This window comes from Streptomyces sp. (genome assembly GCF_019510245.1).
In the GTDB taxonomy this organism is placed as follows: Bacteria; Actinomycetota; Actinomycetes; order Streptomycetales; family Streptomycetaceae; genus Streptomyces.
This window is the reverse complement of record NZ_JAEKKT010000104.1, coordinates 1-12,111: the sequence shown is the minus strand read 5'-3', so window position 1 is coordinate 12,111 and position 12,111 is coordinate 1. Positions and strand designations below refer to the sequence as shown.

10 protein-coding genes and 1 pseudogene are annotated in these 12,111 nt (G+C 72.7%); 10 read left to right on the top strand and 1 reads right to left on the bottom strand.

What is annotated here, in order from left to right:
• Window positions 1–132 precede the first annotated feature (132 nt).
• From JF597_RS06250 to JF597_RS06235, 4 genes are all read left to right on the top strand, one after another.
• The gene (locus tag JF597_RS06250; protein WP_293990408.1) at window positions 133–2,247 is read left to right on the top strand and encodes a tetratricopeptide repeat protein; all 2,115 of its coding nucleotides are present in this window, start codon (window positions 133–135) and stop codon (window positions 2,245–2,247) included.
• Window positions 2,248–2,265: 18 nt separating this feature from the next.
• Window positions 2,266–3,258 (top strand): methionine synthase, encoded by a 993-nt coding sequence (locus JF597_RS06245; RefSeq protein WP_293990409.1) that lies wholly within the window; start codon window positions 2,266–2,268, stop codon window positions 3,256–3,258.
• 13 nt (window positions 3,259–3,271) lie between these two features.
• Complete coding sequence (ligA, locus tag JF597_RS06240) at window positions 3,272–5,467, top strand: NAD-dependent DNA ligase LigA (protein ID WP_293990406.1); 2,196 nt, start codon at window positions 3,272–3,274, stop codon at window positions 5,465–5,467.
• Window positions 5,468–5,680: 213 nt separating this feature from the next.
• Window positions 5,681–7,930, top strand: coding sequence for a bifunctional diguanylate cyclase/phosphodiesterase (locus tag JF597_RS06235; protein ID WP_293990404.1), 2,250 nt, complete (start codon window positions 5,681–5,683; stop codon window positions 7,928–7,930).
• 161 nt (window positions 7,931–8,091) lie between these two features.
• On the opposite strand, the gene JF597_RS06230 is transcribed toward JF597_RS06235, so the two are convergent.
• On the bottom strand, window positions 8,092–8,670 hold the full coding sequence (locus JF597_RS06230; RefSeq protein WP_293990402.1) for a TetR/AcrR family transcriptional regulator: 579 nt from the start codon (window positions 8,668–8,670) through the stop codon (window positions 8,092–8,094).
• An 89-nt stretch (window positions 8,671–8,759) separates the two neighbouring features.
• Between JF597_RS06230 and JF597_RS06225 the strand changes: the two genes are divergently transcribed.
• The 6 genes and pseudogenes from JF597_RS06225 to JF597_RS06200 form a co-directional block, all read left to right on the top strand.
• Entirely contained in the window at window positions 8,760–9,131 is a 372-nt protein-coding gene (locus tag JF597_RS06225) for a DUF4267 domain-containing protein (protein WP_293990400.1), read from the top strand.
• Between the two features lie 36 nt (window positions 9,132–9,167).
• Complete coding sequence (locus JF597_RS06220; RefSeq protein ID WP_293990398.1) at window positions 9,168–9,659, top strand: cupin domain-containing protein; 492 nt, start codon at window positions 9,168–9,170, stop codon at window positions 9,657–9,659.
• A 103-nt stretch (window positions 9,660–9,762) separates the two neighbouring features.
• Complete coding sequence (gene gatC / locus JF597_RS06215; protein WP_293990396.1) at window positions 9,763–10,059, top strand: Asp-tRNA(Asn)/Glu-tRNA(Gln) amidotransferase subunit GatC; 297 nt, start codon at window positions 9,763–9,765, stop codon at window positions 10,057–10,059.
• Window positions 10,060–10,065: 6 nt separating this feature from the next.
• The gene (gatA, locus tag JF597_RS06210; protein ID WP_293990394.1) at window positions 10,066–11,559 is read left to right on the top strand and encodes an Asp-tRNA(Asn)/Glu-tRNA(Gln) amidotransferase subunit GatA; all 1,494 of its coding nucleotides are present in this window, start codon (window positions 10,066–10,068) and stop codon (window positions 11,557–11,559) included.
• Window positions 11,556–11,798 carry a hypothetical protein gene (locus JF597_RS06205; RefSeq protein WP_123973960.1) on the top strand — a complete coding sequence of 81 codons (243 nt, stop codon included), beginning with the start codon at window positions 11,556–11,558 and terminating at the stop codon, window positions 11,796–11,798. The genes gatA and JF597_RS06205 overlap by 4 nt, the downstream gene beginning before the upstream one ends.
• A gap of 15 nt (window positions 11,799–11,813) precedes the next feature.
• A pseudogene (locus JF597_RS06200) lies at window positions 11,814–12,111 on the top strand (Asp-tRNA(Asn)/Glu-tRNA(Gln) amidotransferase GatCAB subunit B); the annotation flags it as partial.

The following is a 12,111-nucleotide window of genomic DNA, read 5'->3' as shown; positions in this document are numbered from 1 at the left end:
GCCGGGTCTGCGGCTGCGCCCGCCGGGTCTCTGGCCGCTCCCGCCGGATTGCCGGCTGCGCCCTTCGGGTCTTCGGCTGCGCCCGCTGGGACCGCGGCTGCGCCAGCCGGGTCTGCGGCTGCGCCCGCCGGGTTGCCGTCCGCTCCCGCCGGGCCCCCGGCTGCGTCCGCCGGGCCCCCGGCCGCCCCCGACGGTGTCGGCACCCCGTACCCCGCGCCCGCCCAACTCCCGCTGGGTCCCGCCGGTTTCACCGGTCGGGTCGACGAACTCGCCGGGCTGGACGCCCTGCTGGCGGGCCTCGGGCGGCATCCCGCCGCGGTCGGGGTGTCCGCCCTGTCGGGGATGGGCGGCGTCGGCAAGACCGCACTCGCCGTGCACTGGGCCCGGCAGGCGCGCCCGGCCTTCCCCGACGGGCAGTTGTACGTGAACCTGCGCGGCTACGACCCGAGCGGCGCGCCCCTTCCCCCGGACCGTGCCCTGCGCGGATTCCTGGAGGCGCTCGGAGTGCCGGCCGCCCGGGTGCCGGAGTCGCCCGACGCCCAGGTCGGCCTGTACCGCAGCCTGCTGTCCGGCCGCCGGGTCCTGGTGGTCCTCGACAACGCCCGGGACGCCGACCAGGTACGGCCGCTGCTGCCCGGTGCGCCGGGCTGTCTCGCCCTGGTGACCAGCCGCGCCCCGCTGACCGGGCTCGCCGCCGCGGAGGGCGCCCGGCTGCTCGCCCTCGGCCTGCTCGGCGCCGACGAGAGCCGCGAACTGCTCGCCGCCCGGCTGGGCGCAGCCCGGGTGGCCGCCGAGGCCGCCGCGGTCGACGAGATCGTCGTACGGTGCGCCGGGCTGCCGCTCGCCCTCGCGGTCGTCGCCGCCCGCGCCGCCGCCCGCCCCGACGTGCCGCTGGCCGGCTCCGCCGAGGAACTGCGCACCGCCGAGCGGATCCTCGACCCCCTCGACACCGGCGACCCGGCCACCGCGGTACGGACGGTCTTCGACTGGTCGTACCGCACCCTCAATCCGGCGGCGGCCCGGCTCTTCCGGTTCCTCGGCCTGCATCCCGGCCCCGACGCCGACCTGACCTCCCTCGCCGCGCTGGCCGGCACGGGCGTGGGCCGGGTGCGGGCGCCGGTGGCCGAACTGACCGCGGCCCATCTGCTGACCGAGGCCGCCCCCGGCCGCTACACCTGCCACGACCTGCTGCGGGCCCACGCCGTCGAACTGGCCGCCGAGCACGACGACGCGCGCGCGGTACGGGCCGCGAGCCGCCGCGTCCGGGACCACTACCTGCACACGGCGTACGCGGCCGACGCCCTGCTGACCCGCCGCCGCCACCCGATGACCCTCGCCCCGGCCGAACCCGGCGCGCTGCCGCGTCCGTTGGCGGACTGCGACGACGCGCTGGCCTGGCTGATCGCCGAACAGGCCGTGCTGCTGTCGGCGGTGGAGCGCCCGGCCCCGGGCCTGGACGCGCACACCTGGCAGCTGGCCGCGACCCTGACCACGTTCCTCGAACGCCAGGGCAACTGGCAGGCCCTCACCGACGTCCACACCGTCGCCCTGCGCGCGGCCGAGCACCACGACGACCTGGCCGGGCAGGCCGCCGCCCACCGCGGCCTGGGCCTGGCCCGCTTCCAGCTGCGGGACGCGCTCGGCGCCCGGCACCACCTCACCCGTGCCCTCGGCCTGTTCCGGCGCCTGGACAACCACCCCGGCCAGGCGCGCACCTGCCAGAACCTGGCCAAGATGGCCTGGGCGCACGGCGCGACCCGCGAGGCCCTCCAGTACGCGCGCCGCTCACTGGAACACTTCCGGCTCGCGCACGACCGCGGCGGCCAGGCGGTCGCCCTCAACGACATCGGCTGGTACCTCGCCGAACTCGGCGAGCTGCGCGAGGCACTCGGGTACTGCCGGCAGGCCCTGCCGCTCGTCCAGGCGACGGGCGACCTGAGCGGCCAGGCGCACACCTGGGACAGCCTCGGCTACATCCACCGGCACCTGGGCCGGTACGCCACCGCCGTCGAGTGCTACGACCGGGCCCTCGCCCTCTTCCGCAAGACGGGCGACCTGCGCAGCGAGGCCATCGGCCTCACCTATCTCGGCGACACCCACGAGGCGGCGGGCACGCCCGGCCCCGCGCTCGACGCCTGGCGCCGGGCCCTGGACCTCTTCGACGAACTGGGCCTGCCGGAGGCCCAGGCGCTGCGCACCAAGATCCGCAGCCACACGGGAACCCACCGCACCGCCCACCCCGCATAGGCTCCTCACGTGAACGCAATCTCCGACTTCGGCCCCGCCACAGGCGTCGGCTCGCTCCCCGGCACCGACGCCCGCGAGGCCGCCAAGACCGCGACCGGCAGCTTCGAGGACTTCCCCTTCCTGCCCGAACTGCCCGCCCGCGGCCCCGGCGCCGACATGATCGGCCGCACCGCGGGCCTGCTCGTCGAGCTGTACGCGCGCGTGGAGCCCAGCGGCTGGCGCCTCGGCGACCGGCCGGGCCGGGACACCCGGCGGGCCCGGTCCTGGCTGGGCGAGGACCTGGACGCGCTGGAGGAGTTCACCCAGGAGTACACGGGGCCGCTGAAGGTGCAGGCGGTCGGGCCCTGGACCCTCGCCGCCGCCCTGGAGCTGCGCAACGGCGAGTCGGCCCTCTCCGACCCCGGTGCCTGCCGTGACCTGGCCGCCTCCCTCGCCGAGGGCCTGCGGCTGCACCTGGCCGAGGTGCAACGCCGCATCCCCGGCGCCCGCCTGGTGCTCCAGCTCGACGAGCCGTCCCTCACCGCCGTCCTGCGCGGCCAGGTGAAGACCGCCTCCGGCTACCGCACCCACCGCGCGGTCGACCGCCAGCTCGTCGAGTCCACCCTGCGCGACGTGCTCGGCGTGCACGCCGACGGCCCGGTCGTCGTCCACTCCTGCGCCCCCGACGTCCCCTTCGCCCTGCTGCGCCGCGCCGGAGCGGCCGCCGTCTCCTTCGACTTCTCGCTCCTCACCGAACGTGACGACGACGTGATCGGCGAGGCGGTGGAAGCGGGTACCCGGCTCTTCGCCGGTGTCGTCCCGGGCACGGACACGGCATTGTCAGACCCTGCCGGTAGCGTCATGGGTGTCAGGACGCTGTGGCGCAGGCTGGGGCTGCGACCGGGGCTTCTCGCGGAGTCCGTCACGGTCACCCCGGCGTGCGGGCTGGCGGGCGCTTCCCCCGCGTACGCCCGGCAGGCGCTCGCCCACTGCGTCCGGGCGGCGAGATCCCTCGCGGACAACCCAGAGTAACGGGAGGAACACGGTGGCCGGCGACAAGCAGCAGGCTCAGACGGCAGTGCCCGCCGAGGCACGGGAGAAGCACGCGCGGCTCGCCGAGCAGATCGAGGAGCACCGCTTCCGGTACTACGTGAAGGACGCTCCCGTCATCAGCGACGCGGAGTTCGACAAGCTCCTCAAGACGCTGGAGGCGCTGGAGGACGAGCACCCCGAGCTGCGCACACCCGACTCACCGACGCAGAAGGTCGCCGGCGCGTACGAGACGGAGTTCACGGCGGTCGCGCACCGCGAGCGGATGCTGTCGCTGGACAACACGTTCAACGACGACGACCTGGCCGCCTGGGCCGACCGGATCCACCGGGAGCTGGGCGAGCAGGAGTACCACTTCCTGTGCGAGCTCAAGGTCGACGGCCTCGCCGTCAACCTCACCTACGAGCACGGCCGCCTCACCCGCGCGGCGACCCGCGGCGACGGCCGTACCGGCGAGGACATCACGCCCAACGTCCGTACGATCGCGGAGATCCCGGACCGGCTGGACGGCGAGCGGGTCCCCGACCTGGTCGAGATCCGCGGCGAGGTCTACTTCCCGATGGAGAAGTTCGCCGAGCTCAACGAACGCCTGGTCGCGGCCGGCGACAAGCCGTTCGCCAACCCGCGCAACGCGGCGGCCGGTTCGCTGCGCCAGAAGGACCCGCGGGTCACCGCCTCCCGCCCGCTGCACATGGTCGTGCACGGCATCGGCGCCCTGACGGGCTTCGAGGGCCTGAACCGGCTCTCCGAGGCCTACGACCTGCTGAAGACCTGGGGACTGCCGACCTCCCCGCACAACAGGGTGGTCGACGACCTCGACGGCGTACGGGAGTTCATCGCCTACTACGGCGAGAACCGGCACTCCGTGGCGCACGAGATCGACGGTGTCGTCGTGAAGCTGGACGAGATCCGGCTCCAGGGACGCCTCGGCTCGACGGCCCGTGCCCCGCGGTGGGCGATCGCGTACAAGTACGCGCCGGAGGAGGTCAACACCAAGCTGATCGACATCAAGGTGGGCGTCGGCCGCACCGGGCGCGTCACGCCGTACGCCCAGGTCGAGCCGGTCACCGTGGCCGGCAGCGAGGTGGAGTTCGCCACCCTGCACAACCAGGAGGTCGTCAAGGCCAAGGGCGTGCTGATCGGCGACACCGTGGTGCTGCGCAAGGCCGGTGACGTCATCCCGGAGATCCTCGGCCCGGTCGTCGACCTGCGGGACGGCAGCGAGCGGGAGTTCGTGATGCCGGCCGAGTGCCCCGAGTGCGGGACGCCGCTGCGGGCCATGAAGGAGGGCGACATCGATCTGCGGTGCCCCAACGCCCGCACCTGCCCGGCCCAGTTGCGCGAGCGGGTCTCCTACCTGGCGGGCCGGGAGTGCCTGGACATCGAGAACTTCGGGGCGGTGGCGGCGGCCGCGCTCACCCGGCCGCTGGAGCCCGCCGACCCGCCGCTGGTCGACGAGGGCGACCTGTTCGACCTCACCGTCGAGAAGCTGCTGCCCATCAAGGCGTACGTCCTCGACCCCGACAGCGGGCTGCCCAAGCGCGACCCCAAGACGGGCGAGGAGAAGGTCGTCACGGTCTTCGCCAACCAGAAGGGCGAGGCCAAGAAGAACACCCTCGCCCTGCTCCAGCACATCGAGGAGGCGAAGACCCGCCCGCTCGCCCGCTTCCTCAACGGCCTGTCCATCCGGCACGTCGGACCGGTCGCCGCCCAGGCGCTGGCCCGCGAGTTCCGCTCCATCGACCGCATCGAGGAGGCCACCGAGGAGGAGCTGTCGAACATCGACGGCGTCGGCGGCATCATCGCGACCGCGCTCAAGGAGTGGTTCGCCGAGGAGTGGCACCGCGAGATCATCCGAAAGTGGAAGGCCGCTGGAGTCCCGCTGGAGGACGAGTCCACCGGTGAGGACGAGGGACCGCGTCCGCTGGAGGGCCTCACCGTCGTCGTGACCGGCACCCTGGAGCACTACACCCGGGACGGCGCCAAGGACGCACTGCAGACCCGCGGGGCCAAGGTGACCGGCTCGGTGTCGAAGAAGACCGCGTTCGTGGTCGTGGGCGACAACCCCGGATCGAAGTACGACAAGGCGATGCAGTTGAAGGTTCCTGTTCTGAACGAGGACGGATTTGTCGTCCTTTTGGAGCAGGGGCCGGACGCGGCGGCCGAAGTGGCGCTTCCGACCGGGGAGTAGCGGTTGAAGGCCACCCGTTCGGCGCATATCAGATGCATACGGGTGGCCGGGGCGCAATCGGGCAACCGTCTACGACCGCTGCCCGTGGAAGCCTTCCGCGGCCTACTGTTGAGACGTGCGCCTGCCGTGCCCAGCTGCGGTCGGGGCATTCCCGTGCTCCGGCAGGGCACGGACCGCATGGCGTGGGCACCGCCGGCTGTGAGAGGGACGGGAATGGAACCGACCGAGAGCGCCGCCACGGGCGCGCGGCTGCCGCTGCGCCGCCGGGCGTGCGCGTGGCGGGAGAGCCGGTGGGCGGTGCGGGGCGACCGGCCCCCCGGCCTGCCGGGTGCGCCGGGCAGGCCGGCGGTGAGCGCCGCGGCGGACGCGCGCGACCCGCTGCCACTGGCCGCCGTCGAACCGCCGCCCGGCCTGGCCGGCACCGAACACGAACGCCACCTGTCCTGGCCCGCGCTGCCCGCCGGAGTCGTCGCGGCCGCCGCGTTCGTCCTCGGCGCCGGTTTCTACCGGGCGTTCTCCGACGACCACGCCCTCTTCCCGTCCGGCACGGTCGGCTGGTCGCTGGCCGTGCTGACCGGCATCATCGTCGGCCACCTCGTCCTGCTCGGCCGCGCCCGCTGGTGGGGCGGCACCGGCTCCGGCGCCGCTCTCACCCTCGCCGTCCTCCTGCTGTACGGCTGGGTGCCGGCCGGCATGGTCAGCCTCACCGTCGTCGTCCTGGTCGGCATAGCCAGGCGCCACCGCTGGCGGCAGGGTGTCCTGCACGGCGCGGTGGACATCCTCGGCATCGGCGCCGGCGCGCTGGTGCTCCTGGTGTGCGGACGTGTCCCGACCGTCGAGTCGCCCTGGAACCCGGCCGGCTGGACCGTCGCCACCGCCCCCGCGGTCGTGCTCGTCGCGGCCGCCTACCTCGCCGTCACCCGCGCCCTGCTCTGGTACCTGCACGCACCGCGCGGCGGCGGCCTGCCCACCGTCGCCCGCACCGCCCTGGTGCGCCAGGGCCTGGTCGCCGTCGCCCTGCTCGGCATCGCCCCGCTGATCTGCGTGGTCGCCGTCGCCCAGCCGCTGCTGCTGCCGCTGTTCGCCATCCCGCTGGTCGCCCTCGACTCCACCCTGTGGATAGCCCGGGCCCGTGCCGAGGAGCAGCTGCGCGACCCGCTGACCGGACTGCCCAACCGGCAGTGGCTCCTCGAGCGGATCTGGACCGCGCTCGACGACGCCGAACGCATCGGCGCCCGCTCCGCGCTCATGCTGATCGACCTCGACCGGTTCCGTTCGGTCAATGACACGCTGGGTCATCTCGCCGGTGACCGGCTGCTCCTCCAGATAGCCGACCGGCTGCGGGCCGCGCTGCCGCGCGGTGCGGAGGCGGCCCGGCTCGGCGGTGACGAGTTCGCGGTCTTACTCCCGGTCGCCGACTCCACGACCTCGGCCACCCGGGTGGCCCGGGGCCTGGTCACGGCGCTCTCCTCGCCGCTCGACCTCGACGGCCTCACCCTCGTCCTGGAGGCCAGCGCGGGTGTCGCCGTCTTCCCCGACCACGCGCTCGACGCGGAGGGGCTGCTGCGCCGGGCGGACGTGGCGATGTACCAGGCGAAGCGGGACCGTACGGGCGTCGAGGTGTACGAGTCCAAGCGGGACTCCAACACCCCCGACCGGCTGGGCCTGCTGGGCGATCTGCGGCGCGCCCTGGACGCCCACGAGGTGCAGCTGCACTACCAGCCGAAGGTCCGCTTCGACGGGCAGGTGGCGGGGCTCGAGGCGCTGGTGCGGTGGGTGCACCCGGAGCGGGGCAAGGTGCCGCCGGACGAGTTCATAGCGATCGCCGAGTCGTCCGGGCTGATGCCCCATCTGACGGAGTACGTGCTGGAGACCGCGCTCGGGCAGGTCGCCGAGTGGCGGGCGCAGGGGCTGCGGGTGCCGGTGGCGGTCAACGTCTCGCCGCGCGACGTCCACACGCCGGGGTTCGCGGGCCTGGTGGCGGCGCGGCTGGCCCGGCACGGCGTTCCGGCGGGGGCGCTGCAGCTGGAGATAACCGAGCACGTACTGCTGGAGGACCCGCAGCGGGCCGCCGACACCCTCGCGGGGCTGAGCGGGCACGGCGTGAAGATGTCGCTGGACGACTTCGGCACCGGGTACTCGTCGCTCGTCCACCTGCGGCGGCTGCCGGTGAGCGAGCTGAAGATCGACCGGTCCTTCGTGGCCCGGCTGGCGATCGACAACGAGGACGCGGAGATCGTGCGCTGCACGGTCGACCTCGCGCATTCGCTGGGGCTGCTGGTGGTCGCGGAGGGCGTGGAGGACGACGAGACGTGGGAGCGGCTGCGGGACCTCGGGTGTGACGCCGTGCAGGGGTGGCTGGTCGCGGCCGCGATGCCGCCGGAGGAGACCACGGCGTGGCTGCTGGCGCGGGGGTCGCGGGGGTGGCAGCGGCCGCGGGCGGCGTTGCCGGCGGCCGAGTAGTTTCCCGCCCGCCCGTTCACCGTTACCGAAGAGGTGAGCGTCTGCCGTGGGGGTGCGGTGGTGTCGGCGGGTGCGGCGCCGTCGCGGTTGCTCGCGCAGCGCAGTTCCTCCCCCAGCCTTCGGCCGGGGGTACCCCCAGCGCCACTTAAGGGTCGCTGCCCTTACGGAGTGGCGAAGCGGGCGACCAGCAGGGCCAGTCTCGTCTCGTGGGCCTCCTCCGGGAGGCGGCCGCTGCGCATCAGGGTGACCAGGCCGTGCAGGGCCGCCCAGAAGGTCTCGGTCAGGATGCCGGCGTGCTCGCCGTCGGCGGTGATCGGCTCGACCGCCCCGAGGATCTCGGCGAACGCCGCCTGGAGGGCCTCCGGGGCCTCGGGGGTCGCGAACGGGAGGTCCACCAGGTGAGTGAACATCGCGTCGTAGAGGGCCGGGCGGCGGCCGGCGAACGAGGTGTACGTGGCCGCCACCGCCGCCAGTGCCTCCCGGGTGCCCGTCGCCGACGCGCGTGCCGCGCGTAGCTCCACCGCCAGGTCCGCGCAGCCCTGGACGGCCACCGCCGCCATGATCGCGTCCTTGCCCTTGAAGTGGCTGTAGAGGACCGGCTGGCTGTACTCGATCTCGGCGGCCAGGCGACGGGTCGTCACCGCGTCCCAGCCCTCCGTCTCGGCGAGTTCGCGGGCGGCCGTGACGATCAGCTGCTCGCGCTCTGCCCGTTCGCGTTCCCGGCGGTTCTGAATCGACATGCTCCGGATTCTAGCAGTGCTAGCCAATCTGTCGATGCTCTGCTAGCCTCGCTATCAGTCCTAGCACTGCTAGAAAAAGGGGGCATCCCATGACCGTCACCGCCTACACCCTGGCCGTCCTGCTCGACCTGTTCTGCCTGTTCCTCGCCTACCGGTTCCTGTTCCAGCCGGGACCGGCCGCCGCCGGATACGGCGTGCCCGCCGACCCCGGGGGCGACGCCGGCGCCTATCTGTCCATCAAGGGCGCCAGGGACGGCGCGTTCGGCGTCGTGGGGCTCGCGCTGCTGGCCTTCGCCGGTGCGCACGCCGAGGCCTGGTTCATGGTCGGCGTGGCACTCGTGCCGTTGTCCGACACCCTGATAGTGCTGCGGAACGGCGGGGCGAAGGCCGTCGCCTACGGGATCCACTTCGCCACGGCGATCGTCGTACTGATCAGTGCCGCCCTGCTGTTCCTCGTCTGACCGCGCGGCACACCGTCTTCGACCGGGGGTTCTGCAATGTCGTTGTTCGTACCGAGATTCGATGAGTCCGTGATCGTGCGGGAGGCCGGCGCCGAGGTGGTCGGCGGTGACCCGGTCGGCGTCAGACTGCTCGCCGACAGCAGCGCGACCGGTGGCGCGCTCTCCACCGTGCGCGTCACGCTGGGGGAGGGCGCCGACGGTGCCGTGCCGCACCTGCACCGCAACTCCGCCGAGCTGTTCTACCTGCTCGACGGAGCCGCGGAAGTGCTCTCCGGGGACGACGTCGTCACCGCCGAACGCGGCGACCTGGTCGTCGTCCCGCCCGGCAAGCCGCATGCCTTCGCCGCCGTCCCGGGCAGCACCGCGGACATCCTGATCGTCATCACGCCGGGCGTGGAGCGCTTCGAGTACTTCCGCCACCTCCAGCGACTGCGCCTCGGCGAGGCCACCCCGGAGAGCCTCCTGGAGGTCCAGGAGCGCTACGACAACCACTTCCTGCGCAGTACGGCCTGGGAGAAACGCCACTGAAACCCGATGGATACGGGGCCCGGCCAAACCGTTTAACAGCCACCGGGCCCCGCCCCATAGGATTGGCCCCAAACCACACACACTCACCCCAGAGGAACGCTGCATGCCTGGCATCACGCGCGAGGAGGTCGCCCACCTCGCCCGGCTGGCGCGTCTGGAGCTGAAGCCCGAAGAACTCGAACACTTCGCCGGCCAGCTGGACGACATCATCGGCGCGGTCGCCCGCGTCAGTGAGGTCGCCGACCAAGACGTACCGCCGACCTCGCACCCCCTGCCCCTGACGAACGTCATGCGGGCGGACGAGGTCCGTCCCTCGCTCACCCCCGTGCAGGCGCTCTCCGGCGCCCCGGCCCAGGAGCAGCAGCGTTTCAAGGTGCCGCAGATCCTGGGGGAGGACTAGACAGACATGACGGACATCATCAAGCTCGGCGCCGCCGAGATCGCCGCGAAGATCGCCGCCGGCGAGCTCACGGCCGTAGAGGTCACCGAGGCGCACCTGGCCCGGATCGAGGCCGTCGACGAGAAGGTGCACGCCTTCCTGCACGTCGACCGCGAGGGCGCCCTGGCGCAGGCCCGTGCCGTCGACGAGAAGAAGGCCCGGGGCGAGCGGCTCGGCCCGCTGGCCGGCGTCCCGCTCGCGCTCAAGGACATCTTCACCACCGAGGGCGTGCCGACCACGGTCGGCTCGAAGATCCTCGAAGGCTGGATCCCGCCGTACGACGCCACGCTCACCAAGCGGCTGAAGGCCGCCGACGTGGTCATCCTCGGCAAGACCAACATGGACGAGTTCGCCATGGGGTCCAGCACCGAGAACAGCGCCTACGGGCCGACCGGCAACCCCTGGGACCTCACCAAGATCCCCGGCGGCTCCGGCGGCGGCTCGTCCGCCGCCCTCGCCTCCTTCCAGGCGCCACTCGCCATCGGCACCGACACCGGCGGCTCCATCCGCCAGCCGGCCGCCGTCACCGGCACGGTCGGCGTGAAGCCGACGTACGGCGCGGTGTCGCGGTACGGCATGGTCGCCTTCTCCAGCTCCCTGGACCAGGGCGGCCCCTGCGCCCGTACGGTCCTGGACGCGGCGCTGCTGCACGAGGTGATCGCCGGGCACGACCCGCTCGACTCCACCTCCATCGACGCCCCGGTGCCGCCGGTCGTCGAGGCCGCCCGCAACGGCAGCGTGGCCGGTATGCGCGTCGGCGTCGTCAAGCAGTTCCGCGGCGAGGGCTACCAGGCCGGCGTCATCCAGCGCTTCGACGAGTCCGTCGCTCTCCTCAAGGAGCTGGGCGCCGAGATCGTCGAGCTGGACTGCCCGTCGTTCGACCTCGCGCTGTCGGCGTACTACCTGATCGCGCCCAGCGAGTGTTCGAGCAACCTCGCCCGCTTCGACGGCCTGCGCTACGGCCTGCGGACCGGCGACGACGGCGACCACTCCGCCGAAGAGGTCACCTCGCTCACCCGTGAGGCGGGCTTCGGCCCCGAGGTCAAGCGCCGCATCATGCTCGGCACCTACGCGCTGTCCAGCGGCTACTACGACGCGTACTACGGCTCCGCCCAGAAGGTCCGCACGCTCATCACGCGGGACTTCGAGAAGGCCTTCGAGCAGGTGGACGTCATCGTGTCGCCCACGACGCCGACCACCGCCTTCGCGATCGGCGAGCGCGCCGACGACCCGATGGCGATGTACCTGGCCGACCTGTGCACCATTCCGACGAACCTCGCGGGCAACTCGGCGATGTCGCTGCCCTGCGGTCTCGCCCCGGAGGACAACCTCCCGGTGGGCCTGCAGATCATCGCCCCTGCGCTCAAGGACGACCGCCTTTACAAAGTCGGCGCCGCCGTCGAGGCCGCCTTCGTGGAAAAGTGGGGGCACCCGCTCCTGGAGGAGGCACCGTCGCTGTGAGCAACGCACTGTCGAAGGCCAAGGGCTTCAAGAAGTCGAAGTCCGGTACGTACCTGTCCATGGCCACCACCGCGTTCGGCGCGGTCGGTGTCGCCAAGCAGATCAAGAAGGCCCGCGCCGAGCACGACACGCTCCGGCTCATCGACGCCACCGTGTCCGCCGTCGCGATCGTCACCGGCCTCGCCATCCTCTACCGCGAGCTGAAGCGGCTGGGCGACGACGACGTCCTGCTGGGCTGAGAGGGAAGTTTCACCGTGACCACCACGACCGACCTGGTGTCGTACGAGGACGCGCTGGCGTCCTACGACCCCGTCATGGGCCTCGAGGTCCATGTCGAACTCGGCACCAAGACGAAGATGTTCTGCGGCTGTTCGACCGAGCTGGGCGCCGAGCCCAACTCGCAGACCTGCCCGACCTGCCTCGGCCTGCCCGGCGCGCTCCCGGTCGTCAACGCGACCGGCGTCGAGTCCGCGATCAAGATCGGTCTCGCGCTGAACTGCGAGATCGCCGAGTGGTGCCGCTTCGCCCGGAAGAACTACTTCTATCCGGACA

Bases quoted from the DNA above. Each gene is read 5' to 3' on its own strand.
- JF597_RS06235 (WP_293990404.1), top strand. From the start codon at position 5,681: ATGGAACCGACCGAGAGCGCCGCCACGGGCGCGCGGCTGCCGCTGCGC.
- JF597_RS06230 (WP_293990402.1), bottom strand. From the start codon at position 8,670: ATGTCGATTCAGAACCGCCGGGAACGCGAACGGGCAGAGCGCGAGCAG.
- JF597_RS06225 (WP_293990400.1), top strand. From the start codon at position 8,760: ATGACCGTCACCGCCTACACCCTGGCCGTCCTGCTCGACCTGTTCTGC.
- JF597_RS06220 (WP_293990398.1), top strand. From the start codon at position 9,168: ATGTCGTTGTTCGTACCGAGATTCGATGAGTCCGTGATCGTGCGGGAG.
- gatC (WP_293990396.1), top strand. From the start codon at position 9,763: ATGCCTGGCATCACGCGCGAGGAGGTCGCCCACCTCGCCCGGCTGGCG.
- gatA (WP_293990394.1), top strand. From the start codon at position 10,066: ATGACGGACATCATCAAGCTCGGCGCCGCCGAGATCGCCGCGAAGATC.